This is a genomic window from Mesorhizobium marinum, from assembly GCF_040813675.1.
Lineage (GTDB): Bacteria > Pseudomonadota > Alphaproteobacteria > Rhizobiales > Rhizobiaceae > Mesorhizobium_K > Mesorhizobium_K marinum.
The window spans coordinates 435,888-462,834 of sequence record NZ_JBFOCI010000003.1 but is presented as its reverse complement, the minus strand read 5'-3'; the positions used below and the strand labels follow the sequence as shown (position 1 = coordinate 462,834).

The 26,947-nt window shown below is 64.6% G+C and carries 26 protein-coding genes; 17 read left to right on the top strand and 9 right to left on the bottom strand.

Annotated features, from left to right (window positions below; translation table 11 throughout):
* The first annotated feature begins 130 nt into the window (after positions 1–130).
* Positions 131–1,027 (top strand): DUF1499 domain-containing protein, encoded by an 897-nt coding sequence (locus tag ABUE31_RS13050; protein ID WP_367724039.1) that lies wholly within the window; start codon positions 131–133, stop codon positions 1,025–1,027.
* Here ABUE31_RS13050 and ABUE31_RS13045 read toward each other — a convergent pair.
* Entirely contained in the window at positions 998–1,897 is a 900-nt protein-coding gene (locus tag ABUE31_RS13045; protein WP_367724038.1) for an MBL fold metallo-hydrolase, read from the bottom strand. The genes ABUE31_RS13050 and ABUE31_RS13045 overlap by 30 nt on opposite strands.
* 101 nt (positions 1,898–1,998) lie before the next feature.
* Here ABUE31_RS13045 and ABUE31_RS13040 point away from each other — a divergent pair, with 101 nt between their 5' ends.
* From ABUE31_RS13040 to ABUE31_RS12995, 10 genes are all read left to right on the top strand, one after another.
* Positions 1,999–2,592, top strand: coding sequence for a biotin transporter BioY (locus ABUE31_RS13040; RefSeq protein ID WP_367724037.1), 594 nt, complete (start codon positions 1,999–2,001; stop codon positions 2,590–2,592).
* A 192-nt stretch (positions 2,593–2,784) separates the two neighbouring features.
* Positions 2,785–3,672: a glucose-1-phosphate thymidylyltransferase RfbA gene (gene rfbA, locus ABUE31_RS13035; RefSeq protein WP_367724036.1), complete on the top strand. Its 888-nt coding sequence runs from the start codon at positions 2,785–2,787 to the stop codon at positions 3,670–3,672.
* The gene (rfbC, locus tag ABUE31_RS13030; RefSeq protein WP_367724035.1) at positions 3,665–4,225 is read left to right on the top strand and encodes a dTDP-4-dehydrorhamnose 3,5-epimerase; all 561 of its coding nucleotides are present in this window, start codon (positions 3,665–3,667) and stop codon (positions 4,223–4,225) included. Before rfbA ends, rfbC begins: the two co-directional genes overlap by 8 nt.
* Before the next feature lie 39 nt (positions 4,226–4,264).
* On the top strand, positions 4,265–5,329 hold the full coding sequence (rfbB, locus tag ABUE31_RS13025) for a dTDP-glucose 4,6-dehydratase (RefSeq protein ID WP_367724034.1): 1,065 nt from the start codon (positions 4,265–4,267) through the stop codon (positions 5,327–5,329).
* Complete coding sequence (gene rfbD / locus ABUE31_RS13020; protein WP_367724033.1) at positions 5,326–6,228, top strand: dTDP-4-dehydrorhamnose reductase; 903 nt, start codon at positions 5,326–5,328, stop codon at positions 6,226–6,228. Before rfbB ends, rfbD begins: the two co-directional genes overlap by 4 nt.
* Positions 6,229–6,398: 170 nt before the next feature.
* Complete coding sequence (locus tag ABUE31_RS13015) at positions 6,399–7,298, top strand: hypothetical protein (RefSeq protein WP_367724032.1); 900 nt, start codon at positions 6,399–6,401, stop codon at positions 7,296–7,298.
* Positions 7,295–7,984: a glycosyltransferase family 2 protein gene (locus ABUE31_RS13010; protein ID WP_367724031.1), complete on the top strand. Its 690-nt coding sequence runs from the start codon at positions 7,295–7,297 to the stop codon at positions 7,982–7,984. Before ABUE31_RS13015 ends, ABUE31_RS13010 begins: the two co-directional genes overlap by 4 nt.
* A gap of 2 nt (positions 7,985–7,986) precedes the next feature.
* Positions 7,987–9,132: a glycosyltransferase family 2 protein gene (locus tag ABUE31_RS13005; protein WP_367724030.1), complete on the top strand. Its 1,146-nt coding sequence runs from the start codon at positions 7,987–7,989 to the stop codon at positions 9,130–9,132.
* On the top strand, positions 9,129–9,674 hold the full coding sequence (locus ABUE31_RS13000; RefSeq protein WP_367724029.1) for a DapH/DapD/GlmU-related protein: 546 nt from the start codon (positions 9,129–9,131) through the stop codon (positions 9,672–9,674). The genes ABUE31_RS13005 and ABUE31_RS13000 overlap by 4 nt, the downstream gene beginning before the upstream one ends.
* A 5-nt stretch (positions 9,675–9,679) precedes the next feature.
* The gene (locus ABUE31_RS12995; protein WP_367724028.1) at positions 9,680–10,780 is read left to right on the top strand and encodes a DegT/DnrJ/EryC1/StrS family aminotransferase; all 1,101 of its coding nucleotides are present in this window, start codon (positions 9,680–9,682) and stop codon (positions 10,778–10,780) included.
* Position 10,781: 1 nt separating this feature from the next.
* On the opposite strand, the gene ABUE31_RS12990 is transcribed toward ABUE31_RS12995, so the two are convergent.
* The 4 genes from ABUE31_RS12990 to ABUE31_RS12975 all read right to left on the bottom strand — a co-directional run bounded on the left by ABUE31_RS12990 (position 10,782) and on the right by ABUE31_RS12975 (position 14,958).
* Positions 10,782–11,489, bottom strand: a complete 708-nt coding sequence (locus tag ABUE31_RS12990) for an ABC transporter ATP-binding protein (RefSeq protein WP_367724026.1) — start codon at positions 11,487–11,489, stop codon at positions 10,782–10,784.
* A 94-nt stretch (positions 11,490–11,583) separates the two neighbouring features.
* Positions 11,584–12,123 carry a sugar transferase gene (locus ABUE31_RS12985; protein WP_367724025.1) on the bottom strand — a complete coding sequence of 180 codons (540 nt, stop codon included), beginning with the start codon at positions 12,121–12,123 and terminating at the stop codon, positions 11,584–11,586.
* Positions 12,124–12,125: 2 nt separating this feature from the next.
* Entirely contained in the window at positions 12,126–13,088 is a 963-nt protein-coding gene (locus ABUE31_RS12980; protein WP_367724023.1) for a glycosyltransferase family 2 protein, read from the bottom strand.
* 7 nt (positions 13,089–13,095) lie between these two features.
* Entirely contained in the window at positions 13,096–14,958 is a 1,863-nt protein-coding gene (locus tag ABUE31_RS12975; protein ID WP_367724021.1) for a polysaccharide biosynthesis protein, read from the bottom strand.
* 314 nt (positions 14,959–15,272) lie between these two features.
* Between ABUE31_RS12975 and ABUE31_RS12970 the strand changes: the two genes are divergently transcribed.
* The 3 genes from ABUE31_RS12970 to ABUE31_RS12960 all read left to right on the top strand — a co-directional run bounded on the left by ABUE31_RS12970 (position 15,273) and on the right by ABUE31_RS12960 (position 18,091).
* On the top strand, positions 15,273–16,727 hold the full coding sequence (locus ABUE31_RS12970; protein ID WP_367724020.1) for a DUF2793 domain-containing protein: 1,455 nt from the start codon (positions 15,273–15,275) through the stop codon (positions 16,725–16,727).
* Positions 16,728–16,781: 54 nt separating this feature from the next.
* On the top strand, positions 16,782–17,237 hold the full coding sequence (locus ABUE31_RS12965) for a glycosyltransferase (RefSeq protein ID WP_367724019.1): 456 nt from the start codon (positions 16,782–16,784) through the stop codon (positions 17,235–17,237).
* 65 nt (positions 17,238–17,302) lie between these two features.
* Entirely contained in the window at positions 17,303–18,091 is a 789-nt protein-coding gene (locus tag ABUE31_RS12960) for an ABC transporter permease (protein WP_367724017.1), read from the top strand.
* On the opposite strand, the gene ABUE31_RS12955 is transcribed toward ABUE31_RS12960, so the two are convergent.
* The gene (locus ABUE31_RS12955; RefSeq protein ID WP_367724016.1) at positions 17,996–19,378 is read right to left on the bottom strand and encodes an O-antigen ligase family protein; all 1,383 of its coding nucleotides are present in this window, start codon (positions 19,376–19,378) and stop codon (positions 17,996–17,998) included. The genes ABUE31_RS12960 and ABUE31_RS12955 overlap by 96 nt on opposite strands.
* A gap of 305 nt (positions 19,379–19,683) precedes the next feature.
* Here ABUE31_RS12955 and cysD point away from each other — a divergent pair, with 305 nt between their 5' ends.
* From cysD to cysQ, 3 genes are read left to right on the top strand one after another with little or no spacing between them, the layout of a single operon-like run.
* Complete coding sequence (gene cysD, locus ABUE31_RS12950; protein ID WP_367724015.1) at positions 19,684–20,589, top strand: sulfate adenylyltransferase subunit CysD; 906 nt, start codon at positions 19,684–19,686, stop codon at positions 20,587–20,589.
* A gap of 2 nt (positions 20,590–20,591) precedes the next feature.
* Positions 20,592–22,529 (top strand): sulfate adenylyltransferase subunit CysN, encoded by a 1,938-nt coding sequence (gene cysN / locus ABUE31_RS12945; protein WP_367724014.1) that lies wholly within the window; start codon positions 20,592–20,594, stop codon positions 22,527–22,529.
* Positions 22,480–23,337 carry a 3'(2'),5'-bisphosphate nucleotidase CysQ gene (gene cysQ / locus ABUE31_RS12940; RefSeq protein WP_367724013.1) on the top strand — a complete coding sequence of 286 codons (858 nt, stop codon included), beginning with the start codon at positions 22,480–22,482 and terminating at the stop codon, positions 23,335–23,337. Before cysN ends, cysQ begins: the two co-directional genes overlap by 50 nt.
* 14 nt (positions 23,338–23,351) lie before the next feature.
* Here the strand turns inward: cysQ and ABUE31_RS12935 are convergent, their stop codons facing one another.
* From ABUE31_RS12935 to ABUE31_RS12925, 3 genes are all read right to left on the bottom strand, one after another.
* Complete coding sequence (locus tag ABUE31_RS12935; RefSeq protein WP_367724012.1) at positions 23,352–24,497, bottom strand: DegT/DnrJ/EryC1/StrS family aminotransferase; 1,146 nt, start codon at positions 24,495–24,497, stop codon at positions 23,352–23,354.
* A 217-nt stretch (positions 24,498–24,714) separates the two neighbouring features.
* Complete coding sequence (locus ABUE31_RS12930) at positions 24,715–25,638, bottom strand: carbohydrate kinase family protein (RefSeq protein WP_367724011.1); 924 nt, start codon at positions 25,636–25,638, stop codon at positions 24,715–24,717.
* A gap of 118 nt (positions 25,639–25,756) precedes the next feature.
* The gene (locus ABUE31_RS12925; protein WP_367724180.1) at positions 25,757–26,905 is read right to left on the bottom strand and encodes an ROK family transcriptional regulator; all 1,149 of its coding nucleotides are present in this window, start codon (positions 26,903–26,905) and stop codon (positions 25,757–25,759) included.
* Positions 26,906–26,947 lie beyond the last annotated feature (42 nt).

The following is a 26,947-nucleotide window of genomic DNA, read 5'->3' as shown; positions in this document are numbered from 1 at the left end:
GCGAGCGCGCGTGCCGCCGGGTCAGGTCATCCGGTCATGCGGCTGCGGGAGAGCGCCCGAAGCCTTTCCGCCGCAGGGAAAAGGCTCTAAGTAGCACCCCGGCGAACAGCAACGGGCGGCGACCGAACTCATGGACGAATACCTCGAACGGCGCGTTTCAAACGCCACCGTCTGGTCGCGCCGGCTCGCCATCTTCTCGGCGGTCGTCCTTCTTACGGCGGGCGTCGCCCACCGCATCGGTTTCGTGGCCACGCCGGACATGCCGGCGGTGCTCGGCGTCGTCGGCGCGATCGCGATCCTCGCGCTGGCCTTCGCGGTGCGAGCGGTCTTCCTGTTCTGGGATCACGGCGGCAAGGGCGGTGGCACGCTGGTCTTCGCGATCCTCGTCGCCCTCCTGGTGCTCACGCCTTTCTTCATCACGGCCTATCGCGGCTTTACGCTGCCCATGATGAACGACATTTCGACAGACCCCGACGATCCGCCGGAGTTCGCCATAGCCGCGGCGCGACGAACGGCCGGCATGAACGCGGTCGAGCCGTTCACGCCGGAGCGCCGCAAGCTTCAGCACGACAGCTATCCGGCCGCGACCGGCCGGCGCTACGAAGCGCCGATCGGCCAGGTTGCAGACGTCGTCTCCGAAGTCATCGAGCGGCGAGGCTGGACGGTCGTCAGTCCGGCTGAGATACCGGCGGATGCGACCGAGATCACGATCGAGGCGCAGGCCGGGTCGTTCCTGTTCGGCTTCCCGGTAGACGTCGCCATACGGCTGATCGACGAGGACACGTCGACCTATGTCGACATGCGATCGGCGTCGCGCTACTGGCCGCACGATTTCGGCGACAACGCGGCCCGGATCGAATCCTTCCTGGCCGAACTCGACACCGAGGTCGCCTACCTGACCGTCGTGACGCCGGTCGAGCCGCCGGAACCGCCTCCGCCGCCGCCAGAGCCCGCCGAGGCTGCGCCGCCGCCGGAACCAGCCGAGCCCGCCGAGCCGCTAGACCGGTCGGAAGATCCCCCCGATTGACGGGACGCTGTCAGTCTCCACCAGATCGCGCTCCACCAGATCTTCCAGATGGGCGAGGACGGACAGCGCGGCCGCGCCATGCATGCGGGGGTCCGTGTCCCGGTAGACCGCGGCCACGATCTCGTCGATCGACCGGTCGCCCCGGGCGAGACGGTCGATGATCGACCGCTCGCGCGCCAGACGGTGATCCCTCAGGCCATGAAGGTAGGGTTGCGGACTTGGGACCGGGCCGCCGTGGCCGGGCAGCAGCAGCTTGTCGTCGCGGTCGATCAGCCTTTCCAGAGATTGCATGTAGTCGCGCATCGAACCGTCCGGCGGCGCGACGATCGACGTCGACCAGCCCATCACGTGATCGCCCGAGAAGAGCACGCCTTCGCCTTCGAGAGCGAAGGCGGCGTGGTTCGCGGCATGGCCGGGCGTGAGCACCGTTTGCAGCGCCCAGCCAACGCCCTCGATGCGAGATCCCTCCGCCAGAAAAACGTCCGGGGCGAAGTCGGTGTCGGCTGCCGTATCAAGCGGCGACAAGCCTTGGCCCGGCCGCGCCGGGCGATGTGGTCCCTCGGCGCAGACCGTCGCGCCAGTCGCAACAGCAAGCCGCCTGGCGAGTGGCGAGTGGTCGCGATGCGTGTGGCTGACGAGAATATGGCTCACCTTCCGGTCACCGATCGCCCGAAGCAGGGCCGCCAGATGACGGTCGTCGTCGGGGCCCGGGTCGACGATCGCCAGTTCGGTTTCGCCAATGAGGTAGGTGTTCGTGCCGTGAAAGGTGAACGGGCTCGGATTCCGGGCGGTCAGGCGGGAGACTCTGGCCGAAACCCGGATCGGCTCGCCATAGGCGGGTTCGAAGTCGCGATCGAAATTGAGGCTCATGGGACAGACCGGGCAACCGAAACCATTGCCGCTTATCACGGAAGCAAATATACCGGAACCGAAGGGCTGTGGGATCAGCCGATGTCGAAACAGGAATCACCATGAGCTTTGCAGTCACCGCCCGTCCGCTCGTCGACCTCGCCTTGCCGCAAAAGGGTGCAGCCCGCCTGGGCGCGCAGCTTTTCCTCGTCGTGGCGGGAACCCTGCTGCTGACGCTTTCGGCAAAGACCAAGGTTGTGCTTGGTCCCGTCGACATGTCGCTGCAGACCCTCGTCGTCCTGCTGATCGCCGCCGGTTTCGGCCTGCGCCTCGGCGTCGCCACGCTGCTGCTCTACCTTGCCGAAGGGGCGATGGGCTTCCCGGTGTTCCAGGGTACGCCCGAGAAGGGCCTCGGCGTCGTCTACATGCTCGGCACCACGGGCGGCTACCTTGCCGGCTTCGTCGTGATGGCCGCGATCGTCGGCTGGGCCGCCGATCGCGGGCTTGACCGCAATCCCTTGAAGCTCTTCGGCGTCATGCTTGCCGCCGACGCGGTGATGCTGGCGATGGGCTATGCCTGGCTGGCCGTGCTGATCGGCTCTGCCAAGGCCTGGGAGTTCGGCGTCGTCCCCTTCCTGGTGCCCGATCTGATCAAGGTTGCGCTGGCAGCCGCCCTGGTGCCCGCAGTCTGGTCGCTGCTGCCGAAGCGCGGCTGACGACCGCAAGACGGGGAGGCCGACCAACAGCGCGGCCTCGGCCCCGTACCCTGCCCGGGCCGTTGACCGGCTGACCGGGGAATCTGCCACGTTCGACCTGCCGATTCATCTTGCCGTTGCAAGATGAATCGGTTTCGATAGCCAGACCGCTTCAGCTTAGTTCGCCGGCGGCATTTGGAGAACGGGAGCAGGATGAAGGGTATTATTCTGGCGGGCGGAAGCGGTACTCGACTTTATCCGCTTACGCTTGCCGTTTCGAAACAGATTCTTCCGATCTACGACAAACCGATGATCTACTATCCTCTCAGCGTCCTGATGCTGGCGGGGATAAGGGACATCCTGGTGATCTCGACGCCGCACGACCTGCCGCTTTTCCGGCAGCTCCTGGGAGACGGCTCGGCGTTCGGCATCCGGCTTTCCTACGCCGAGCAGGCCGAGCCGCGGGGCCTTGCCGAAGCCTTCGTGATCGGCAGGGACTTCATCGGCGACAGTTCGGTCGCCATGATCCTCGGCGACAACATCTTTTTCGGCGAGGGCCTGTCGCGGATCTGCCAGGAAGCCGCGCGGAACCCGTCCGGCGCGTCGGTATTCGCCTACCAGGTCGATCATCCGGAACGGTACGGCGTTGTGAGCTTCGACCGAGGCACCGGGCGCGCCCTGACCATCGAGGAAAAGCCGGCCCAGCCCAGGTCGAACTGGGCCGTGACCGGGCTCTACTTCTACGACAACGACGTGGTCGAGATCGCTGCGGCGACGACGCCTTCGGCGCGCGGCGAACTCGAGATCACGGCCGTCAACAACGCGTATCTCGAGCGCGGAAGCCTGCGCGTTCACCGGCTGGGCCGGGGGTTCGCGTGGCTCGACACGGGCACCCACGAGAGCCTGCACGACGCCGCTTCCTTCGTGCGGACCATTGAACACAGGCAAGGCATCAAGATCGCCTGCCCGGAAGAGATCGGCGTCGACATGGGCTGGCTCGATCCCGGCAGCGTCCTGGCGCGCGCCGACCGACTGGGCAACAACGAGTATGCCCGCTACCTGAAGCGGCGCATGGCTGAACTGGAACGCGGCGATGCCTGAGGTAAGGCAACTCGCGCTGCCGGGCGTCCTCGAAATCACGCCGCCTCGTTTCGGCGACCATCGCGGTTTCTTTTCCGATACGTACAATGCAGCGGCCCTAGCGGAGCACGGGCTCGACGTAGCATTCGTGCAGGACAACCATTCCTGTTCGAAGCCGGCCGGCGTGCTGCGCGGCCTGCACTATCAGTTGCCGCCGTTCGGCCAGGACAAGCTGGTCCGCGTCACGCGGGGTGCCATACTGGACGTCGCCGTCGACATTCGCCGGGGCTCGCCCACTTTCGGCCGATGGCTCTCGCTGGAAGTGTCGGCGGAGAAATGGAACCAGATTTTCGTTCCGAAGGGCTATGCGCACGGTTTCGTGACGCTCGTCCCGGATACCGAAGTCCTCTACAAGGTGACGGCGCGCTATGCCCCGACGCACGAACGCTCGATCCGCTTCGACGATCCGGCGCTCGGCATTGACTGGCGCCTGCCCGCGGCCGGCATCACCCTGTCCGAGAAGGACGACCGTGCGCCCCTTCTCGCCGACGCAGAGCTTTTCGAGCAGAGTTGAGCCAGGCGCGGTGCGGCGGCGAATTGCAATCGAGGTCAGATGAACTTTCTGGTTACCGGCGGAGCAGGTTTCATCGGGTCGGCGGTCTGCAGGCTGCTCTGTGCGAATCCCGTGCATACAGTCGTCAACGTCGACAAGCTGACCTATGCCGGCAACCTGACTTCGCTGCGGCAGATTGAGAACCATCCCAACTACAGCTTCGTGAAGGCGGACATCTGCGACGCGGCGACGATCGGCGACCTGCTGCGCCGGCATGAGATCGACGTCATCATGCATCTTGCGGCGGAAAGCCATGTCGACCGCTCGATCGACGGGCCGGCCGATTTCATCGAGACCAACATTGTCGGCACCTTCCAGCTGTTGAGCGCGGCGCTTTCCTACTGGCGCGGCCTGGACGGCGGAAAGGCCGAGGCGTTCCGTTTTCACCATGTCTCGACGGACGAGGTGTTCGGCGACCTGCCGTTCGACGCAGGCGTGTTCACGGAAGAAACGCCCTATGCCCCGTCGTCGCCGTATTCGGCGTCGAAGGCGGCGTCCGACCATCTCGCCCGGGCCTGGCACGAGACATACGGGCTGCCTGTCGTCCTCTCCAACTGTTCCAACAACTACGGCCCGTTCCACTTCCCGGAAAAGCTGATCCCGCTGACGATTCTGAACGCGCTCCACGGCAGGCCGATCCCGGTCTACGGCGCCGGCGCCAATGTTCGCGACTGGCTGTTCGTCGACGACCACGCGCGGGCGCTGGAACTGGTGGCGACGACAGGGGTGGCAGGGGAGAGCTACAATGTCGGCGGCGGCGCCGAACGCAGCAACCTCGCCGTGGTGCGGGCGATCTGCGATCTGCTCGACGCGATCGGGCCCGCCCGTTCCGGCAGCTATCGCGAACTCATCGCCTTCGTGGCGGACCGGCCGGGGCACGACCGCCGCTATGCGATCGACGCCACCAAGATCCGCCGCGAACTTGGCTGGAAACCTGCCGAGACCTTCGAGAGCGGGCTGGCAAGAACGGTTCGCTGGTATCTCGACAACGAGTGGTGGTGGAGACCTATCCGCGACGCAAAATATGCCGGCGAGCGGCTTGGCGTGCCGTCGGCCGCGCAATGAAGATCCTGGTTACGGGCAGCCGCGGCCAGCTTGCGCGGAGCCTTGCCGAGCGGGCTGCCGGGCGTCCGGAAATGGATGTCGTTCTGGCGGGACGGCCCGGGCTCGACCTGCACGATCCGGCGAGCGTGAGGGCGACGATCGTGGCGGCGAAGCCTGATGTCGTCGTTTCCGCGGCCGCCTACACAGCGGTCGACGCCGCCGAGGACGAGCCGGAGGCGGCCTTCGCCGTGAATGCCGCCGGCGCCGCCGCGGTGGCAGCGGGCGCGGCGGAAGCGGGCGCGGCGATCGTCCACCTGTCCACCGACTATGTGTTCGCCGGCGATCAGCCGGGCGAGCGCGTCGAGACCGATCCGCCCGATCCCCGCAATGTCTACGGCATGAGCAAGCTCGCCGGCGAAAGGGCCGTCGCCGACGTCAATCCGCGCCATGCGATCCTGCGCACGGCCTGGGTCTACAGCCCGTTCGGGCAGAACTTCGCGACAACCATGCTTGGCCTGGCGGCCGGCCGGGACAAGGTGAGGGTGGTGGCCGACCAGTGGGGCAACCCGACCGCCGCGGCCGACCTGGCGGAGGGCGTGCTGCGCGTCGCATCGGCGCTTGCGGCCGGCGCCCCTGCCGCCAGCGGGACGTTCCACCTGGCCGGGCATGGCAGCACGAACTGGGCCGGCTTCGCGCGCGAGATCTTTGCGCAAAGCAGCCGCCTCGGTGGGCCGTCGGCCGAGGTGGAGGAAGTCGTGTCGCAGGACTTTCCGATGCGCGCATACCGGCCGCGCAATTCGCGCCTGTCCTGCGCGAAGTTCGAGACGACGTTCGGGTGGCGCGCGCCGGACTGGCGGGATTCGTGCCGTGCGGTGGTGGCGCGGATGGTGGCGAAGGAAGTTCCCGGACCGACCAGATAGCGCCTTTCGGAAGGAGAGTGAGCGCCGAATCCTCGCGTTGCGCCCAAGAATGCTTGCGCAATCGCAGCGTCTCGGGCGCTTTCAGGCCGTTAACAACAGTAAAAATTGAATCCGTTCAAGTGCTGCTGAATGCGGTTGCCGTAGAATATTGAATCTGTCATGCACGGAGAATGCAGATAAGCCTCCATATCGGTCCTCATAAGACCGGAACTACGTCGATACAGACGTTTCTTTTAGATCGCTATGGAGGCAGCGGCCCGCGTTCGATCTGGTATCCCGCGCCAACCGATCGGGGTCCGGGCCACTCCCGCCTCGCTCTCGACCACATTCGAGGCGGAAGACTGCTGGAGAACCTGGTCGCAGTTGCCGACGCAGCAGGGGTTCGCCATTTGATTTTGTCGAGTGAGGATTTTTCCTTCGCGGATGCAGGTGCCCTGAACCGTCTGTGCTTTCTCTCGAAGCACGATGTGCGGCTCTTGGTGACGATCAACTCGCCACAGTATCGGATACCCTCCCTTTGGCAGGAGATGGTCAAGCATGGTTCGACGAAGTCGCTGGCGGAGGCGATTGACCAGATATTCGGTATGCCCGGGATGCGGCCCGACTTCGTATCGTCCTTCGCGTCCGGTCTGAACCCCAAAGAAGTCGCGATCATTCATGTTTCCCGCTCAGAACCCCGGTCAGCGTTGATAGAAAATTTCTGCGCAGCGATAGAATTAATTGATAACAATTATAGACAAAAAGATATGAATGAAAGTTTTGGATATCTCGAGGTGGAATTAGTAAGAAAGTTAAACTTAATTCTTTCTGATTTAGAAATCGGAAGCGATATGCAGAAATCGATTAGAGCGCTTTGTTCGTCGAGCATGAGGTCGGATGAGTGGAGAAAAATTGTCAATGAAATTGGCATTCATATCGATGGTGAGTATATTGAGAAGGAGGAAATGTTGTCGAAACTGATATATTCAGATATCGAAAGTGTAGCTAAGATGTTTGAGACAAGGGTGCTGGGGGATCGGGGCGCTCTTTTTGAAGGTGGGCAGCACAAGAAGCATCAGGCGCTCGGGTGAACCGTAACGTGGCCAGGATTTCCATATGTATCGCCGCGAGCGATCGGGTCGAACTTTTGATAGGGCGGTGTCTGCCGTCAATACTTCAGCAGACCGAACAGGATTTCGAGGTGTGCATTGTCGGGGATTTCATAGAGGAGAGAAATGTCCGGAAGATCCTGGACGTCGCCGACCCGCGGATAGTATTTGAGAATCTGCCGAGGCGCGGTCCTTATCCGCGTCCGGGTGTCGCCCGGTGGCAGGTCGCCGGAACCAACGCGATGAATGCGGCGCTCCTTCATGCGACCGGCGAGTACATCTGCCACATTGATGACGACGATGAAATGGCTCCCGACAAGCTGGAGCTATGTCTGGCCAAGTGTCTCACGGAAGAATACGACTTCGTGCATCACGCCTTCTTTTCGCAGTTGCCAAACCGACAATGGGTGCGGTTGGGAGATGGCAGGTTCCGGCTTGGGCAGATCACGACCGGTTCGGTTTTCTACCATCGGCGGCACAAGCAGGTTGGCTGGGACGTCGAGGCCTTCAAGCGCGGCAATCCTGGGGACTGGGACAGGTTTTCGAGGATCAAAACCAAGATGAACCCGAAGATTGGATTCGTGAACCGGCCGCTACTGTGGCATTACAAGGAAAACAACTATCCGACGTTCGTCCCGAAGCCGTCTGAAGTTTTTCTCGAGACTTAACTATGCTCGTCAGCATTCACCTCACGACGTTCTGCCAGGCCGCGAGTGGCTGGCTGGAAAGAGCCATCGCATCGGTTCTGGAACAGACCTACGCCGACTTTGAACTGATTTGCTATGACGATGGGAGCTACGACGGGACCGCTCAGCTGCTGGCGAGGTTCGCTTCCGAGGATCGCAGGGTACGGGTGATCACAGGTTCGCCGAACCTGAATTCCGTGGCCAAGTCACTCGGGCGATGCTTCCTGGCGAGAAGCCCCGAGGCGGGTGCGATCACGTGGATGTTTGACGACAACATCCTCGCGCCGGATGCACTTCAAACGCTGGTCTCCGCCATGGAGCGGACGGGCGCTGATGTCGTCTACGGCCAAACCAGGATCATGACGGTCGACGGGTCAAGCTGGCTGATCGGTACACGCGAACCGGAGGTTATCGGTGCATCGTTCCAGGCGACATCGGCCGACGTGCCAAATGCCGGTATTCTGATCCGGCCCGAAGTGTTCGAAAGGTCGGGATGGTACGATTCCAGTATCATCTTGCGCCGGTCCTGCGACTGGGACCTGTTCCGGCGGATCTGGTCGAGCGGCAGCACAATCGTCAAGGTGGATCATGTCTGCGCGACCGAGTTTGGCGAACTCTCGCCGTCAAGTCTGAGGAATTCGTTCGACACCTCCTTCGAGTTGATGAAACGGTACGTGCGACTGCGCGACGAGATCGGCTTCAGGCTGGACGTTGCTTCCGCGACCTATGGGCCGGCCGATGTCGTGCCGGAGGGACCCTGGTCCAAGGACGAACTTTCGTACATTTACCACGGGTTCGTTCGCTATTTTGTTTCCGTCGGAAATCTCGGCAAGGCTGCCGAATGGGGCAACGAGATTATCAGCCTGAATGGTCTTGACGACGACCTCGTGGTGAAGAACCTGAGACGGAAGTTCGGCGACCAGCCCGAAATACTCGAAGCGGTCGTGTCCGGGCTCTTTGCGCGCCGTGTCGCTGATCCGGCAGTCTCCATCGTGCGCTACAGCTTCAAGCGCGAGGTCGCGGAGTATCTGCAAAGGCGCATCCGGACCGCCAAGTCGCAGGCAGCAAGAGTGTACTGGAAAGTGGCGTTTCATGTGCTGCGCCGGGTCTGGCGAAGTCTGCCGCGTTGAACGGGTGTGCGCACATTCTGATTGGCGACGGCGGCCACGCTCGCGCGTGTCGCGACGTTGCGAGCGGCCAGTTCGAACGATTGTTCCACCTATCGGACGTTGACGACGGCAAGTCGGAGCGCCTGGGGTCTTTCGACGACATAGGGCGCTTTCCTGACGCGCGGTTTCATCTAGCGATCGGCCCGTCGAGGGCGCGGACAGAGCTTGCGGGGCGCCTCCTGGAAGCCGGCACGCGCTGGTTCTCACTCAAGTCTGCGTTGGCTGTGGTGCGGACCGAGCGTATCGGCGAGGGTGTCTTCGTCGGCCATCAATCCTACGTCGGACCCAACGCGGCGCTCGGACATCTGACGATCGTGAACACCGCGGCAATCGTCGAGCATGATTGCGTGATCGGCGATGGCGCGTTTGTCGGGCCGGGAGCCGTGCTCTGCGGAGGGGTCCGGGTCGGGAGCTACGCAATGATTGGCGCTGGCGTCGTGGTGGTGCCGCGCATGGAAATCGAGCAAGGCGCCCGCATCCCGGCAGGCGTCGTGGTGAGGTAATGTTCTTGGAAAAGCCGGCATATCCGTTCATCATCCCGGACATTCCGCGAACCTCTGAATGGATTCCCGTTTACGAGCGGGTGTTCGAAACGGGCATCTATGCCAATTTCGGTCCCATATCCCGATCGTTGGAAACGTCGCTGGCGGCGCGCTATGCGGTTTCGGGCTACGAAGCGGTAACTTGCTGCTCGGCGACGCAGGGCCTGCTGGCGGCGTTGCTGGCCCGTTTCGACGCGGGTATGAACATCGCGCTGCCGAATTTTACATTCGCCGCCACCTATCATGCCATCCGCCTCGCGGGACTGAACCCCGTTCCAGTCGATATCGATGCCGATACGCTCGAGATCAGTATCGAAAGCCTTGCGGAGGCGATGGGGAAGATGACCCTCCACGGGGTGGTCTCCGTTCGACCGTTCGGGCTGGTTCGCGACCAATCGCACCTGATCGCCTTCTGTCGAGACCGCCGGCTGCCGCTTACGTTCGATGCCGCGGCCAGCCTCGGTGGCGCGAGCCTGCCCAAGTTCGGGTCAGACGACGGAGAGGTCGAGGTATTTTCACTCCACGCCACCAAGGTCTTCGCCATCGGAGAAGGGGGTGTCATCCTCGCGCCTGCCGACGCTGCGGTGGAGATCCGAAAGAAGTTGAACTTCGGGTTCGAGGCGGACAGGAGGTATTCGACCGGCACCAATGGCAAGATGGACGAACTGCACGCTGCCATCGCCTTGTCGCAGCTTGGTCGCGTTGATGAAATGCAGCAGGCCAGGGAAGAGATTGCCCACCGCTACGACAGCTTCTTTGCATCCGTCCCCGGCGCAAGGACGCTGCAGGGCGTGACCAGAGGAAGCGGTTGGACCATGTATCCCGTGGTTTTCGAAGGACAATCTGCCGACGAGATCGTGCGAAAGGCTCAGGGACGGGGCATCGAAACGCGTCGGTACTACTGGCCTTCGGTTTCGAACGCCGTCGGCGCGTCTTTGCCGACACCGGTCAGCCTGGAGGTTTCGAACCGGGTCTCGAACCAGATTGTCTGCTTTCCGGTCTACAGCGCCAATGCCGGCAACTTGCGCGACGGCCTGTTCGAAGCGCTTGGCGGGCTGTTCGCTTAGATCAGCCGATCGCGTCCAGCGACGCAACGCGGCCGTTCTCGAGCGTCATGATCTTGTTGCAGACGCGCTTGATGAGGTCGTCGTTGTGCGAGGCGAGCACGATGATGCCGGCCTTGTCCACCATCGCTTCCAGGCGGGTCTTGGCCTTGTCCTGAAACGCCTTGTCGCCCGCGCCGATCCACTCGTCCATCAGCAGGATCTCCGGCTGGAAGCCGGTGGCGATGGCGAAGGCGAGCCTTGCGCCCATGCCCTGGCTATAGGTGTCGAACGGCATGTCGATGAAGTCGCCGAGTTCGCTGAAGGCGATGATGTCGTCCATCCGCGTCTCGATCTCCGCCATGCTCCAGCCGGCGATCAGGCCGCGCAACACGATGTTGCGTCGACCGGTCGCCTGGGCGCGGAAGCCGAGGTTGATGTTGAAGAGGGCATCGACGCGGCCCTGCGTCTCCATCGTTCCGGAGGTGGGCTCATAGATGCCGTACAGCACCTTGAGCAAAGTCGTCTTGCCGGCGCCATTCGTGCCGACGAGACCCAGGCGGTCGCCCGACCCGAGCTCGAAGCTGATGCCGTCGAGCGCCGTCACGTAGCGCGAACCGCCGGCCGATGTCTGGAAGCGACCGCCGACCCTGCCGGCCGCCTCGCCGCGCAACCTGACGCGCCGCGGTATGGGATAGCGCAGGCCGACATTGCTGGCGCGGACGAAAACCATGGTCAGACCCGGGACATGACGAACATCTGGATGGCGACCCATGCGGTCGTCGGCGCAGATTTGCAAGTCGGGCGACACAGGATGCGATCCGGCTTCACCGTGCGATCCCCCCGGAAACGGTCCTGAGAAGGATATCCAGGTCTGTCCGCAGTGAGCGGGCCCTCAGGTACTCCGCATCGGCGCCGGCGCATTTCCCGGGGTCGGACATGTCGATGCCTCGAAGCTGGGCGAGCCCGGTGATGCCCGGCCGGAGCCCGGTGACGCCGAAGGCGCGGCGCAGCGCAATCAGTTCGTGCTGGATCGGCAGGCAGGGCCTGGGGCCGACCAGGCTCATCTCCCCGACAAGAACATTCCAGAGCTGCGGCAGTTCGTCGAGCTTGAGCCTGCGCAGCACGCGGCCCGCGTCGGTGACCGCGTCGGCGCCGACCTCGTGCGTCGGCAGCGAGGTCGTGCCGTGATGCATCGTCCTCAGTTTGAGGCAGCGGAAGGGGCGTTCGTTCCTGCCGACGCGAAGCTGCGAAAAGAAGGCCGGGCCGGGCGACGTCCGCCGGACCCAAAGCGCGGCGGCGAGGACGACGGGCAGGGCAATCAGGCCGAGCGGCAGGGCGAGCGCGATGTCGAGGAGACGCTTCATTGCTAAAGCAGCCTGAACAGGGCCGCGCCCCAGAGGCCAAGCGTGCCCTGCAGCGTCTGGCGGTAGACGCCGGACCGGCGCAGCCGCGCCATGGCACCGAGCATGTTCCCCTGGCGGGCCTCGGCAAACTCGTCGAGCGCGGCGAGCGCGTCCGGCGTCAGCAGGTCGCGATTGCAGCCGAGCGATGCGAGGTTGGCGTCCGTCCATCGCTTGAAGCGGCCGTCGAGCAGGAGCTTCAGCCGCGCGAGCCGAGCCTCCATCGAGGTATTGGCGCCGACGACGTTGCCGCCGTGCTGGCGGTAGCGCACGAGCGGCTCTTTGCAGTAGCGCACCACCCCACCCGCGCCGGTGACGATTTGATAGGCCAGCCAGTCGTGGCTGACGAAGGGAGACCGTCTGGCGGCGCGAGCGAGCAGTCTTGAGGCGGGCCGGTTCATCACCATGGTGTTGCCGCCGGCCAGGCTTTGCACGAGCGCGTTGCGGAACGAGGGCTTGCGGCGGAAGAGGGGGGACATGCCGACGACGTCTCCCCGCTCGGTGACGGTGTAGGTTCGCGAGCAGAACAGGAGCGGCACGGCGGCGTCCTGCGAGCGCATCCAGCCGATCGCCCTCGACAGCTTTTCCCGCTCCCACAGGTCGTCCTGGTCGCAGAAGGCTACGTAGTCGGCATTGCCTGCGTCGCAGGCGAGCAGGAAGCGGAAGTTCTCAGCAAACCCGGCGCGGGGACCGTCCAAAAGCGTGAAGGCGCCCCGGCTCCATCGCTCGCGCCATTGCGACAGGATCGCCACGGTTGCATCGGTCGAACCGTCGTCCGACGCCCAGACGTCGATCGCCGGCCAAGTCTGACCTGCGAGGGAGCGAAGCTGCTCGTCGAGGAACGCGGCTCCGTTCTTGGTCGCCAGCAGGACAGCCACCTTCGCCGGTGCGGCGCCGGGCTCCGAAAGGGACGGGCTTGAGTCGGCCATGACGCGCCTAGTCCCGCTCGAACAGCAGCTTGCGCAGGCCGGCTTCGTCGCGCGCATCGATGCGCTCGCGCATGCTGACGACGGTGCCGGGAACATCGACAGGCATGCCGTTCAGGCGAGGGCCGCGGAGAATTTTCGGATGCGTGGTGGGTGCCACGCCGTTCGGGTCGTAGAACAGTTCCTCGTAGAGTTTCTCTCCGGCGCCGGGGCCTACGATCACGATTTCGATGTCGCCATCGGGGTTTTCGGCGTTGCGCACGGAGCGTCCCGCCAGAAGGATCATGTCCTCGGCCAGATCCATGATCCTGACGGGAACGCCCATCTCGAGCACGAGCACGTCGCCTGACTTCGACAGCGCAGTCGCCTGTACGATCAGTTCCGCTGCCTCCCGCACCGACATGAAATAACGGGTCATGGCCTCATGCGTCACGGTGACCGGACCTCCGGCGTCGATCTGCTCCCTGAACAGCGGCACGACCGAGCCGCTCGAGCCGATCACGTTGCCGAAGCGGACTGAGGCGAAGTTGCGTTCGAAACCGGCAGGATCGTCCTGCAGGCCGAAGTGGCGAACGATGAGTTCGGACCAGCGCTTCGTGGCGCCCATCACGTTTGCCGGCCTCACCGCCTTGTCCGACGAAATCAGGATGAAGTTCATGACCTGCAGTTCGTGTGCGGCCTGCGCCAGCGTCCAGGTGCCGAGAACGTTGTTCCGAACACCCTCGATGCAGTTGGCCTCGACCATGTTGACGTGCTTGAACGCCGCGCAGTGATAGATCGTCTCGACGCGGTGGTCGCGCAGAACCTGCCGGACCGTGCCCGCTTCGGTGATCGAACCGAGCACGCGAATGACCGGAAAGCCGGCGTCGTGGGTTATATCACGGCTGATCTCGTAGAGACCGTGTTCGTTGACATCCATCAGCACGAGCGCCGCCGGCTGCAGCTTCGCCACGGTGCGGCTGAGCGCGGAGCCGATCGAGCCGGCCGCGCCGGTGACCAGAATGACCTTGCCCTCGACGACGTCGCGCATCAGTTGCGGGTCGGCCGGCACAGGCGACCGGCGCAGCAGGTCGTCAATGTCGATGTCGCGGATGTCCTTGACCGAGTATTTTCCGGCCGCGATATCCGCGACGGCCGGTAGGATGCGGAACCTGACCGGCAGCGAGCTGAAGCGCGCCACGAGCTCACGCTGGCTGACGCCGGCGGGAAGGGGCATCGTCACGATGATTTCGTCGACCCCGAAGTTGCCGACAACCGTTTCGAGGGAAGGGCTCGGAAAGACGCGCAGCCCGAGCAGGTCCATGCCCTGGATGCTTGCGTCGTCGCTGACGAACCCGACGACGTTGCGCTCCCGGCTGGTGGTCAGCGCATTCACGAGCTGTATTGCCGAACTGCCGGTTCCGTAGATCAGCGTGCGGGGCGCCCCGACAGGATTCGGCCTGCCGGACCACAAGAGCCGCTTCGCCCCGTAGCGGCTGCCGGCGATTACGATCAGGCTGAGCGCCCAGTAGATCACGGCGACGGACCTGGGCACGCCGGCGAGGCCCGTCATCCGGGTCAGGAAGGCGAGGCTGACCCAGGCGAGAACGGCGACGGTGACAGCCTTGAAGATGGTCCAGATCGCCCGTTCCGGAAGATAGCGCAGGACGGAGCGATAGAGCCCCATGCGGACGAAGACCGGCAGCGCGATGGCCGGTGCCGCCAGCATCAGCAATGCCTGGCCCGCATTGGGGACAAAAACGTGATTGAGGCGGATCGAGAAGCTCAGCCACAGGACCGCCAGCAGCGCGAAAAAGTCGAAGCCGACGAAGATCAGCTGCTTCGCGCCGCGCGGCCAGGCGGCGATGCGACTGCCAAGCTTTCCCTCACCCATATGACGTTTGCTGCCTGTTGATCCAGCTCATCCGATGCGCAGCCGCCGCCAAGGTTCGTTCCGATGCCGGCATTTGAGACAAGTATGTCCTCACTAAGTCAATACATCACGCATGGGGCGATCGCAGAATAGCCGGGCATGAACCCCGCGCAACGTGCAGATTCCAAGAATTCCTCAAGTTGACGGGGCGTCGTCGAACCGCGATGCCCCTGCGTTAGGCAACCGCGTTCCATCCGACGCATGGTTGACCCGCTTTTGTCCACGGTTGTCGCGCCGGGCTTACGCTAGGCCCAGGAGCAACCGAAGGAAACGCAATGGAACGGACCGCGAATCTTGATCTTCCCTACATCATGCCCTCACAGGCGCAGAAACACGTTACCCACAACGAGGCGATCAGGAGCCTGGACGCACTCGTGCAGCTTGCGGTGCTCGACCGCGATCTTGCCGGTCCACCGGTTTCGCCGGTGGACGGCGACCGCTACCTCGTAGCATCTGGCGCAGGCGGCGCCTGGGCCGGGCAGGACGGGAAGATCGCGGCCTGGCAGGACGGGGCGTGGGCCTTTCTTTCGCCCCGGGCCGGCTGGCTGGCCTGGGTGGCCGACGAGGCGCGGCTGGTCTGCTTCGGCGGCGCGGCCTGGGCGGACGCCGCGGTCCACAGCGTCAATCCGGCGCCGTTTGTCGGCGTCAACACGGTCGCCGACGCGAGCAACCGGCTTGCCGTCAGGAGCCCGGCGACGCTGCTGGACGAGGAGGCGGGCGACCACAGGCTGACGATCAACAAGGCGGGGGCGGGCGACACAGCCTCGCTGGTCTTCCAGACCGGATACTCCGGCAGGGCCGAGTTCGGGCTCGCCGGCGACGACGATTGGCACGTGAAGGTTTCACCCGACGGTGTGGCCTGGGCTGAAGCCCTGAAGGTCGATCGGGCAAATGGCCGGGTGACATTGCCGGCTGGGCTCGCGCTCGCCGAGCCGAACCAGGTGGTGGCGATGCGGCATGTGCGCGAGCGCCTGGGCGCAAACCGAGCCTACTATGTCCGCACGGACGGCAATGACGCCAACAGCGGCCTGGTGAACAGTGCCGGGGGCGCTTTCCTGACGATCCAAAGGGCGCTCGACGTCGTGGCCGCGCTGGACATGTCGATCCACAACGTGACGATACAGGTCGCTGACGGCACCTATTCCGAAGGCGTGGTCGTCTCCGGCGGGTGGCTTGGTTCGGGCAGCGTGACGCTGCAGGGAAACGTGACCACGCCGGCGAATTGCGTCATAAGCAGACCAAGCGGCAACTGCACGCTCGTGACCAACTACGGGCGGCTGGCGATACTGGGGTTCAAGGTCGAGACCGGGAGCCCCGGCCTGGGCGTCGCCGCTCAGAACGGCGGCGTCCTGACGATCGCGGGCCAGATGAATTTTGGTGCCTGCGGAACCGCGCACATCTATGCAGAGCGCGGCGGCGTCGTGACCGCCGCTTCCAGCTACACGATCAGCGGCAGTTCTTCCTGCCACGTTCAGGCGCTTTCCGATGGTTATGTCTTCGACGTGAGCAACACGATCACGCTGACAGGCGGGGTGGCATTCTCCTCGGGGTTCGTGAAGTGCGACCGCATGGCGCTCGTGGAGTTTTCCGGGAACACCTATTCGGGCTCAGCCAGTGGTCCCCGGTACAGCGTTTCTTCAGGCGGCGGCATCAACACCTTTGGCGCGGGCGCAACCTATTTTCCCGGCAGTTCCGGCGGCATTGCGAGCGCGCCCGGCTGGTACGCCTGAACGAGCGAGTGTCGAAGCGCGGGTCGTCGCCAAGCCGGCCCGCGACGCTCCGTCGTGCTCGACCATGTGAAGTTTGCGCGCCGCTACGGGATGCTCGAGGCATTGAAAGACACTCCGATCACCCTGGTGACGGATCGAAAGGTCGAAAATCTCGCGGGCAATGTTCGGGTCGAGGCGCCGAGATCGGCCAAGGACCTCATGGCGCTGATGGGGCGCAGCAAGGTCGTCGTCTGTCCGAGCTCGCACGCCCTTGGGTTCCATGAATACCCGTTCATGGCGTTCACCATGGGGGCGACGGTCATCTCGGCTCCCAACGGACCGCTCGAAGGCGCATTTTCGAATGGCACCGACATCCTGTTTTTCCGCGATGCGCATTCGCTGAGGGCCAGCGTGAACCAGGCCCTGCAGCACCCGGAAATCGGACTGCGGGGCCGCGAAAAGGCGCTGTCGCAGTTCCTGCCTGCAAGGTTGGTGGAGGTGATCTTCAATTCCCCCGCTGTACAAGCGTAGGCAGCCTCGCTGCTTGCGTTCGGCCGCGGATATGCTAGCAGACCGGCTGGTTTCAGGGAGCGGCGATGCTCGAACTGGCGCGAAGCGGGCTTGCCGATCTGGGCGCCGCGATACGGCTGAGGAATGTCTGGTGGGAACTGGCGTCGGAGGACATCGTCGATGCCCACCGCAAGACTCTTCTCGGGCCGATCTGGCCGCTCCTCAATTTCCTGCTCCTGGTCGTCGCGCTGGTCTTGGTGCTGGATAACGGCGGCGGCGGGTTCAGCTTTGCCGCCTACGTTGCAAGCGGCATGCTTGTCTGGTTCTACATCAGCGACGTGCTGTCGATGAGCGTTACCCTGTTCACGCGCGAGCAGGCGTTCATCAAGGGAACGGTCCTGCCGGTTTCGGTCTACGTGCTGAGACAGACGCTGCTGGTCGCCACGCGGTTTCTCTATGCGTTGGCCGGCGCCGTTCCGATCCTGCTGTTCACCGGCATTGAGGTCACGCCCGCGCTCTTGTCGCTCTTGCCGGCGTTTGCGGTCATGCTGCTGGCGGCTCCAGCGACGGCCGTCGTTCTCGGTATCGCTGGCGCGTACGCGCCGGACCTGCAGTTCGTCGTGACCAACGCGGTTCGGCTTCTTATGTTCGTCACGCCGATCTTCTGGACCGCCGGCGAACTGGGCGGCATCAGAGGCGTTCTGTTCCACTGGAACCCGTTCACCCACTTCATCGAGATCGTGCGGACGCCGCTCATCCAGGGCGTCGTGCCGCTGGGTTCATGGGCCGTGGTGCTCACGCTGACCGCGTTCCTGTTGATGGGCGCGCTGTTCCTGCTCGGCAAGTTCAAGCGCCTGATCGTCTTCCAGGTCTGACGTGCGTCGTCGAGGTTTGCCGTCCCCGTCGAGTAGCGATGTCCCGGCTGCCAGATAGGCGCCGGCGGCGAGGTAGGCGACGAGCAGCGCATCGACGATGTCATGACCGACCATGATGCCGGTCATACCGTTGACGACGTAGGTCACAGTCGCGGCGATCAGCATGACCGCCCCGAGCAGTTCGCTCCTGCCGATTTTCCGCGCAAGTGTGCGCACGGCAAGCAGGGCCGTGACGGCAAAGAGTGCGACCAGCGACAAAGCGCCGAAAATCCCGGCCTCCACCCAGGCGTTGAGGAAGCCGTTGTGGAAGTGGGAGTAGCCGACATCGACGCCGATCTCGCTGAAACCCTGGTCGATGAGGGCTCTGGTGGACTGGGGCCCGTGTCCGAGCAGGGGACTGGAGCGGATCGCGTGGATGCCGGTCTGCCAAAGTTCGGCGCGGTGGCCGAGCGAACTGTCGAAGTCCCCCCTCTCTCTCATCTGCTGCCAGTCGCCGACAAGCGCCTCGACACGGGGTGGGACGACCTGGGCGCCCACCAAGGCGACGACGCCGACCGCGATTGCCGCCAGCGACGCGGTGGCCAGCGAAAGCCTGGCTCGCAGGCGGCCACGATGGATCCAGAGGATCGCCGCAGTCGTCAGGAGGAGCGCAAGCCAAGTGACACGCGCGCCGGAATAGAGAATGGCGATGATGCCGGCGCAGTAGGCTCCGAACAGGACAATCGCCGCCTTGCCACTTGCTGCCAGGGCGCCGGCAAGCGCCATGCATGCCGCGAGGCAGGTGGCCGTGGCGAAGACGATTGCGTTGCCGGCCCCGCCCTCGGCGCGGATGCCGTAGAATTCGACCTGGGCGATCGCCATCACCAGCGCGCCGTAGCAGGCGATCATGCTGGCGTTGACCACCGCGCGGGCGATCGTGTCTTTCGTGGAGAGCCGCCAGCTCGAATAGAGGAAGGGAAACAGCAGGAAGGTCAGAACCGGGAGCATGTAGCGCAGGCGCGGCTCGGGATTGGCCGCAAGCGACGCCAGATAGGCGCCGCAGTAGACGTAGAGCGGGACGGTTAGGGCCAGCAAGACGCGGTCTCGGCTGACCGGCACGATGCGCCGGAGCACTTCGATGACCCCACCGACTGCCCCGATATTGACGGCGAAGCTGACCAGCGAGCCGCCGAGGGGCGCGGCGCCGAAGACCACATAAGTGAAGATCGCGCTGCGGCGGTCGTCATGCTCGAGCAGCCGATCGGCTAGCGACGCGATACGGTTTTTGCTGTTTTTTTCTGTCTGCATTCGCTTCTGGATGCCGCCCGCTCCGGCCGGAGGGACGATAGTCAGCGGCCTTCGACTTGTCACCATCTGTTGTGGGCCGCCACGCACAGAACAGGGCGTGCCCCAACTCGAAAGTCCTCGTCCTGCGACGGCAGAACAGCGTTCTAGCCATTCGCCGGCGAACGCAAAAACCTCACAGGGATCGGTTCATCTTTGGTTGCGATCCGCTTGAGAAAGCCGGTTTCTGTGAGATTATCCGGAAAAATCACGGCCGTTGGCCCAAATTTCCGTGTTCGATCGCGCCAAGGCGCTGTAAAGGCCCCCGCATGCTCGCCAGATTGTCCCATCTCGATCGCCTCGAGGCCGAAGCCATCCACATTTTCCGCGAGGTGGCTGCGACGTTCTCCAAGCCGGTCATGCTCTATTCGGTCGGCAAGGATTCGTCGGTCCTGCTTCATCTCGCGATGAAGGCGTTCTATCCGGCCAAGCCGCCATTCCCGTTCCTGCATGTCGACACGACCTGGAAGTTCCGCGAGATGATCGCGTTCCGCGACGCGATGGCGGAAAAGCTCGGCTTCGATCTCCTGGTGCATGTCAATCAGGACGGCATCCGCGACAACATCAATCCGTTCGATCACGGCTCCAACGTCCATACCCATGTTATGAAGACGGTCGGCCTGCGGCAGGCCCTCGACAAGCACGGCTTCGACGCCGCTTTCGGGGGGGCGCGCCGCGACGAGGAAAAGTCGCGGGCGAAGGAGCGCATCTTCTCGTTCCGCAACGCGCGCCACGCCTGGGACCCGAAGAACCAGCGGCCGGAGATGTGGAAGGTCTACAACACCCGCGTCTCCCCTGGGGAATCGATCCGCGTGTTCCCGCTCTCCAACTGGACCGAACTGGATATCTGGCAGTACATCCTGCAGGAGGACATTCCGATCGTCCCTCTCTACTTCGCCAAGCGGCGGCCTGTCGTGGAGCGTGACGGAATGCTGATCATGCGCGACGACGAACGCATGGCGCTGCGGCCCGGCGAGGTTGTCGAGAACCGGCTGGTACGCTTCCGTACGCTGGGCTGCTACCCGCTGACCGGGGCGATCGATTCGGATGCGGACAGCCTGGAGGCGATCGTCAGCGAGATGCTGACGGCGCGCACCTCCGAGCGCCAGGGCCGCCTGATCGATCGTGACGAGTCGGGTTCGATGGAAAAGAAAAAGCGCGAGGGGTATTTCTGACCATGCGCCAGGCCGCCGCCGAACAAAGCACAGCCGTCGAGAGCGTGCGTGACTATCTCGCCGCGCAGGAGCGAAAGTCGCTCTTGCGCTTCCTGACCTGCGGGTCGGTCGATGACGGGAAGTCGACGCTGATCGGACGCCTGCTGTCCGAGACGCGACAGATCTTCGAGGACCAGTTGGCCGCGCTCGAGCGCGACTCGAAGAAGCACGGCACCACCGGCGACGACGTCGACTTCGCGCTGCTGGTCGACGGTCTGGAGGCCGAGCGGGAGCAGGGCATCACGATCGACGTGGCCTACCGCTTCTTTTCGACGCCGAAGCGCAAGTTCATCGTCGCCGACACGCCCGGCCACGAGCAATACACCCGCAACATGGCGACCGGCGCCTCGACGGCCGATCTGGCGATCGTGCTGGTGGATGCGCGCCAGGGCGTGGTGCAGCAGACCCGGCGCCACTCCATCATCGCCTCGCTGCTCGGCATCCGGCACGTCGTCGTCGCGGTCAACAAGATCGATCTCGTCGGCTTCGACCGCCAGGCGTTTGACAGCATTGTCGCCGACTATGCCGCGTTCGCGCAGGGCCTGAACTTCGCCTCTATCGTGGCGATCCCGATGTCGGCGCGTTACGGCGACAACGTCTCGACGCGCTCCGAACGGATGCCCTGGTATGCCGGCCCGACGCTCGTCGACCACCTCGAGACGGTCGTCGTCGACGATGCAGCCGTCGGACTGCCGTTCCGCTTCCCCGTTCAGTACGTGAACCGGCCAAATCTCGACTTTCGCGGTTATGCCGGAACGGTCGCCTCCGGCTCGGTTGCGGCGGGCGAGGAGGTGGTCGTCGCGAAATCGGGCAAGACGGCGCGCGTCAAGCGCATCGTCTCGCAGGGCGGCGATCTCGCATCGGCCGTTGCCGGCCAGGCGATCACGCTGGTCCTCGATGGCGAACTGGATATCTCGCGCGGCAACATGCTGGTCTCGCCCGACGCGCGGCCGCAGGTCGCCGACCAGTTCGCCGCCAACATCGTCTGGTTCGACGAGAATGCGCTGAAGCCCGGCCGGTCCTACCTGCTGCGCACCGAGACCGACCAGGTCAGCGCGACGGTGACCGACCTGAAGCATCGCCTGAACATCAACAACTTCGCGCAGGAAGCGGCCAAGTCGCTTGAGATGAACGAGGTCGGCGTCTGCAACCTCGCGACACAGTCGCCGATCGCCTTCGATCCCTTCGCGGACAACCGCACCACCGGGGCTTTCATCCTGATCGATCGCATCTCGAACGCGACGGTCGGGGCGGGCATGATCCTGCACGGGTTGCGCAGGGCCGAAAACATCCACTGGCAGGCGCTCGATATCGGCAAGCGCGAGCGGGGCCTGGCGAAGAACCAGCGGCCGGCGGTGTTCTGGTTCACCGGACTGTCCGGCTCGGGCAAGTCGACGATCGCCAACCTGCTGGAGAAGAAGCTCCACGCATCGGGGCGCCACACCTACATCCTCGACGGCGACAATGTCCGCCACGGGCTGAACCGCGACCTCGGCTTCACCGACGCCGACCGGGTCGAGAACATCCGGCGCGTGGCGGAAGTCGCGCGGCTGATGGCCGACGCCGGCCTGATCGTGATAGTCTCGTTCATATCGCCGTTCCGTGCGGAGCGACGGATGGCGCGGGAATTGATGGAAAAGGGCGAGTTCGTCGAAGTGTTCGTGGATACGCCGTTCGAGGAATGCGCCAAGCGCGACCCGAAGGGGCTCTACGCACGGGCGCTCAGTGGGGCGTTGAAGAACTTCACCGGCGTCGATTCGCCCTACGAGGCGCCCGAGAACCCGGAAATCCACCTCAGGACGGTAGGCAAGGCGCCCGAGGAGATGGTGGATATCGTCGAGAACTGGCTGCATGAGCGGGACATTGAACAAGAACAGTACGACGCCGGTGACGGCATCTGACGACGTCGCTGTCCAGCAGCTCTTCGAGCGACTGGCGATTGCCGCCGGCAAGAAGGTGATGGAGGTCTTTCACGCTGGCTGCGTTGTCGGCGTGAAGGACGATGCGTCGCCCGTCACCGAGGCGGACAGGGCGAGTGAGGAGATCATCCTGGAGGGATTGCGCGCCGCTTGCCCGCAGGTTGCTTGCGTCGCCGAGGAGGAAGCGTCGGCCGGCATTCTGCCCGCCGATCTCGGAGCGGCCTTCTTCCTGGTCGACCCGCTCGACGGCACCAAGGAGTTCGTCAAGCGCAGCGGCGATTTCACGGTCAACATTGCTCTCGTTCGGGACGGCGTGCCGGAGATCGGCGTGGTGTATGCGCCGGCCAGCGGACGCTTCTTCTCCGGCCGTCCGGGCATGGCCGAAGCGCTGCAACTCGATCCGGATGACAGGATCGCCGCGCGCCGCGGCATCAGCGTTCGCACCGCGCCACCGCTGCTGACCATCGTCGCAAGCCGCTCGCACCGCACGCCCGAGACGGACAGCTTCATCGGCCGGTTCGACGGCGCGGAAATCGTTTCGGTCGGTTCGTCCTTGAAATTCTGCCTGCTTGCGTGCGGGGAGGCCGACCTCTATCCGCGCTTCGGCCGGACGATGGAGTGGGACACCGCAGCGGGCGACGCCGTCCTTCGCGGGGCAGGGGGGCACACCGAGACGCTCGACGGCCGGCCGCTCGCCTATGGCAAGCGCAACCAGCCGCACGACGCCGACTTCGCGAACCCGTTCTTCATCGCGCGGGCAGGGGTGAAGGATGCGGTGCCGCCGGCCTGAAGGCCGGCGAACGGTTACTCAGCCGCGGCGAGATTGGCCGAGTTCTTGCCGATGAAGTTGAGGACGGTCGTGATGACGCGGTCCTGATCCTCGACGCTGAGATAGGGGTGCATCGGCAGGCAGAGGATGCGCTCCGGCAGGGCCTCCGACACCGGCAGGCCGCCGGGGGCGACGGGGAAGCGGCGATACGCGACCTGGCAGTGCAGCGGCTTCACGTAGTAGATGACCGACGGAATGCCGTTCTCCTGGAGATGCGCCTTCAGGGCGTCGCGCTGCGGCGTCTCGATCGCATACTGCGCCCAGGCGGACCGTGTCCCCAACACGTTGCCTGACGCCTTCACGACCTCGCCGAGGCCCTCGGCGTACCGCTTGGCCACAGCCTGGCGGGCCACCATCTCTTCTTCAAGGATCGCCAGCTTTTCCAGCAGGATCGCGGCCTGAAGCGTGTCGAGGCGCGAGTTGATGCCGACGTGGATGTTGTCGTACTGCGTCTCGCCTTTTCCGTGGAAGGCGAACGAGCGGAGCTTTTCCGCAAGCGCATCGTCGTTGGTGAACATCGCGCCGCCGTCGCCGTAGCAGCCGAGGGGTTTCGCCGGATAGAAGCTCGTCGCGCCGACATGGCCGAACGAGCCGCACATGCGGGCGCCGATCGAGCCGCCGATTGCCTGCGCGGCGTCTTCGATCACCAGCAGTCCTTCGCGCTTCGCTATGGCCATGATGGCGTCGTAGTCGGCGCCAAGGCCGAACAGGTCGACGGGAATGATCGCCTTCGGGGCAAGCCGGCCCTCAGCCTTGACCATGGCGATGGCGGCTTCCAGGCTCGCGATGTCGATGTTGTAGGTGTCGGGATCGACGTCGACGAACACCGGCTCGGCCTTTGCCAGGGCCACGACCTCCGCGGTGGCGGCGAAAGTGAAGCTGGGGACGAAGACGGCGTCGCCCGGCCCGATGCCGGAGGCGTAGAGCGGCAACAGCAGCGCATCCGTTCCGTTGGCGCAGGCGATGCAATGCTTGACGCCGACATAGGCGGCGAGCCGGCTCTCGAACTCGGCGACCTGGGGCCCGAGGATATAGCGGCCGTCCTCGACAACCTTGTCGATGGCGACCTTCAGCCGATCGCCGATGCGCGCGCGTTGTGCACCCAAGTCAATGAATTGCATGAATCTTCCGCCATATCACCGGTCTCGAGCGCTGATAGCAGACTCGATTCCGCCAAGAAAGCTGGCGGGGCGGCCGGTTTGTCGCAGTCCGCCGCCTCCCGCGTTACCGGCAAAGGCCCCGAAAAGGCGCAATATCCGGCCTTTGGCGGGGCTGAGCCGCGCCGCCCGTTTCCGGCGAAACATAAAGTGATTGGGCGTTTGCAGCGCGACGCCCGTGTCAGGCCAGTTCGTATCGCCAGGGCGGATTGGCCCCGGCGCGAGAAACCGTCACCGCGGCGGCGGCCGCCGCAAGCGAAAGGGCATCCCTGATCTCATCTTCCGACAGTGAGGCGATGCGCGGCTTCGACAGCGCCTTCTGGTCGTGCAGCGAGGCGAGGATGCCGGCATTGAACGTATCGCCGGCGCCGACCGTATCGACCACCGTGACGGGTTGCGTCTCGACGCCGACCCTCAGCGTCCTGGTGTAGCCGACCGCACCTTTGCTGCCCTGCGTGAGCACGACCAGCTTCGGGCCGAGATCCAGCCATCGCGCGATGACGTCCTCGGTGGAGCCGCCTTCGCCGAACCACCCGAGGTCCTCGTCCGACAGCTTCAGCACATCGGCCATGGCGATCATGCGCTGGATGCGCGCCAGGTGCTTCTCCCTGTCGGGAATGAAGGCCGGCCGGATGTTGGGATCGAGCATCGTGACCCGGTGGGGAAACTCCCGCTTCATCAGGGCTTCGTAGGTCGAGCCGCACGGTTCCGAGATGAGGCTGATGGCGCCGAACAGCATGGTGTCGACGTCGCCTTCCAAGGTGGGCAGATGGTCGCTTTCCAGCATGCGCCCGGCCGTCCCCTCGTCGTAGAAGACGTAGCTGGCATGGCCGTCGACGAGCCGCACGAAGGCAAGCGTGGTTGGCCGCGGCGACAGATGCGCATAGCGGGCCCCGACGTTGCTTTCGGCGAGCGTGGTGCGCAACTGCTCGCCGAACAGGTCGGTCGACAGGCCGGAGAAGAACTCGGTCGGCACGCCAAGCCGACCGAGAGCGATCGCCGAGTTGAACACTGCGCCGCCCGAGTAGGGGGCGAAGGCCGGCTCGTCGAGGGTCGACCTGCGCGGCAGCATGTCGATCAGGGCTTCGCCGCAGCAGATGATCATTTTGCGTTTGCTCCCTCGGTCCAACGGCATGCAAGCAGGTCCGGTTGCCTGCATACAGCCGGGTTCGGGCACGGGCAACAGCCGGCCCCGGCAGCCCGGCGCAGGGCGCCGGCAGGCGTCAGGACAGCCTCGCCGGGGTCGACGCCCCCACCAGGAAACGCTCGGACAGCGGCAGGCTGGCGGCGCCGAGCGCGCGTGCGTGAATGCCCACCGTGCCTTCGTGAACCAAGGGAATGCGGAGGCCCTCGACGTCGATGGCCGCGATCGCCGTCCTGACGGCCGCGACCAGCCGCGCACGCGCCCAGGCCGGCATCCAGCCGTCGATCATGGCAGCCTCGAAGTCGATGACGGAAGACGCCGAGACGATGGCGTAGGCGAGCGCGCTGCCGGCGGAATGGAACCAGGCATCGAACTCAGGACCGTCGCCGCTCCAAGACTCCGGCGTGGTCCACAGGTAGGAGGCGTCCGAACCGCGTGCGTTGAGGGCCTTTTCGAGCATGGCGAGCGAGGCGACGTCGATCAGTTGGATCGGCCGCCCCTGTGGGCCAGGAACCGGCATCGAGCCGAGTGCGCCGGCGTTGCCGGTCGGGCCGCTGTAGAGCCTGCCGTTGAGCACGATCCCGCCGCCCGCGAAAGCGCCGATGTAGAAGTAGATGAAGTCGCGCAGGTTGCCGATCTGGCCGAACACGAGTTCGGCGCCGCAGGCGGCCGTCGCGTCGTTCTGGAGGTAGACGGGGAAACTGCACAGCGCCTGGATCTCGCCGCGCATGTCGCGATGGCGCCAATGATCCATCACGTCGTGCGGCGCGCCTGCCGCGTCGGCCCAGTTCCACAGTTCGAAGGGCATGGCGATGCCGAGGCCGGCGATGCGCTTGTCCTGGGAAGGATCGAGATTGGCGCGCAGCCGGGTGATGCCGGACGCCACGAAGTCGAGAATTTCGCGCGGCGCGGGATAGCGGTATGAGTTCTGAAGCATGTCCCGCGTCCTGCCGAGGAAGTCGATCAGAACAAGTTCCGCGCTGCGGCGGCCAATCTTGAGGCCGATGAAATAGGCGCCGTCAGGATTGAGCGCCATCGGGATCGACGGCTGCCCGACCTTGCCGCGCTGAGGCTCCTGGCGCAGCAGCAGTCCGTCTTCCTCCAGTTCGCGCATGATGACCGACACGGTCTGCGCGGACAGCCGCGTCATCCTGGCGATCTCGGTCTTGGCCAGGCTTCCGTGCTGACGAACCAGCGACAGTACCAGACGCTCGTTCTGGTCGCGCATGCCGCTCTGGTTGGTGCCGCGGTGGTGGAGAAAGGCATCCGC

What these genes read in the sequence shown, in the direction of transcription:
- ABUE31_RS12930 (WP_367724011.1), bottom strand. Translation starts at nt 25,638, where the DNA reads ATGATCATCTGCTGCGGCGAAGCCCTGATCGACATGCTGCCGCGCAGG.
- ABUE31_RS13005 (WP_367724030.1), top strand. Translation starts at nt 7,987, where the DNA reads ATGCTCGTCAGCATTCACCTCACGACGTTCTGCCAGGCCGCGAGTGGC.
- ABUE31_RS12980 (WP_367724023.1), bottom strand. Translation starts at nt 13,088, where the DNA reads ATGGCCGACTCAAGCCCGTCCCTTTCGGAGCCCGGCGCCGCACCGGCG.
- ABUE31_RS12970 (WP_367724020.1), top strand. Translation starts at nt 15,273, where the DNA reads ATGGAACGGACCGCGAATCTTGATCTTCCCTACATCATGCCCTCACAG.
- cysN (WP_367724014.1), top strand. Translation starts at nt 20,592, where the DNA reads ATGCGCCAGGCCGCCGCCGAACAAAGCACAGCCGTCGAGAGCGTGCGT.
- rfbA (WP_367724036.1), top strand. Translation starts at nt 2,785, where the DNA reads ATGAAGGGTATTATTCTGGCGGGCGGAAGCGGTACTCGACTTTATCCG.
- cysQ (WP_367724013.1), top strand. Translation starts at nt 22,480, where the DNA reads ATGAGCGGGACATTGAACAAGAACAGTACGACGCCGGTGACGGCATCT.
- rfbD (WP_367724033.1), top strand. Translation starts at nt 5,326, where the DNA reads ATGAAGATCCTGGTTACGGGCAGCCGCGGCCAGCTTGCGCGGAGCCTT.
- ABUE31_RS12985 (WP_367724025.1), bottom strand. Translation starts at nt 12,123, where the DNA reads ATGAAGCGTCTCCTCGACATCGCGCTCGCCCTGCCGCTCGGCCTGATT.
- ABUE31_RS12935 (WP_367724012.1), bottom strand. Translation starts at nt 24,497, where the DNA reads ATGCAATTCATTGACTTGGGTGCACAACGCGCGCGCATCGGCGATCGG.
- ABUE31_RS13045 (WP_367724038.1), bottom strand. Translation starts at nt 1,897, where the DNA reads ATGAGCCTCAATTTCGATCGCGACTTCGAACCCGCCTATGGCGAGCCG.
- rfbC (WP_367724035.1), top strand. Translation starts at nt 3,665, where the DNA reads ATGCCTGAGGTAAGGCAACTCGCGCTGCCGGGCGTCCTCGAAATCACG.
- ABUE31_RS13050 (WP_367724039.1), top strand. Translation starts at nt 131, where the DNA reads ATGGACGAATACCTCGAACGGCGCGTTTCAAACGCCACCGTCTGGTCG.
- ABUE31_RS13015 (WP_367724032.1), top strand. Translation starts at nt 6,399, where the DNA reads ATGCAGATAAGCCTCCATATCGGTCCTCATAAGACCGGAACTACGTCG.
- rfbB (WP_367724034.1), top strand. Translation starts at nt 4,265, where the DNA reads ATGAACTTTCTGGTTACCGGCGGAGCAGGTTTCATCGGGTCGGCGGTC.
- ABUE31_RS12960 (WP_367724017.1), top strand. Translation starts at nt 17,303, where the DNA reads ATGCTCGAACTGGCGCGAAGCGGGCTTGCCGATCTGGGCGCCGCGATA.
- ABUE31_RS12925 (WP_367724180.1), bottom strand. Translation starts at nt 26,905, where the DNA reads ATGCGCGACCAGAACGAGCGTCTGGTACTGTCGCTGGTTCGTCAGCAC.
- ABUE31_RS13040 (WP_367724037.1), top strand. Translation starts at nt 1,999, where the DNA reads ATGAGCTTTGCAGTCACCGCCCGTCCGCTCGTCGACCTCGCCTTGCCG.
- ABUE31_RS12955 (WP_367724016.1), bottom strand. Translation starts at nt 19,378, where the DNA reads ATGCAGACAGAAAAAAACAGCAAAAACCGTATCGCGTCGCTAGCCGAT.
- cysD (WP_367724015.1), top strand. Translation starts at nt 19,684, where the DNA reads ATGCTCGCCAGATTGTCCCATCTCGATCGCCTCGAGGCCGAAGCCATC.
- ABUE31_RS12975 (WP_367724021.1), bottom strand. Translation starts at nt 14,958, where the DNA reads ATGGGTGAGGGAAAGCTTGGCAGTCGCATCGCCGCCTGGCCGCGCGGC.
- ABUE31_RS12990 (WP_367724026.1), bottom strand. Translation starts at nt 11,489, where the DNA reads ATGGTTTTCGTCCGCGCCAGCAATGTCGGCCTGCGCTATCCCATACCG.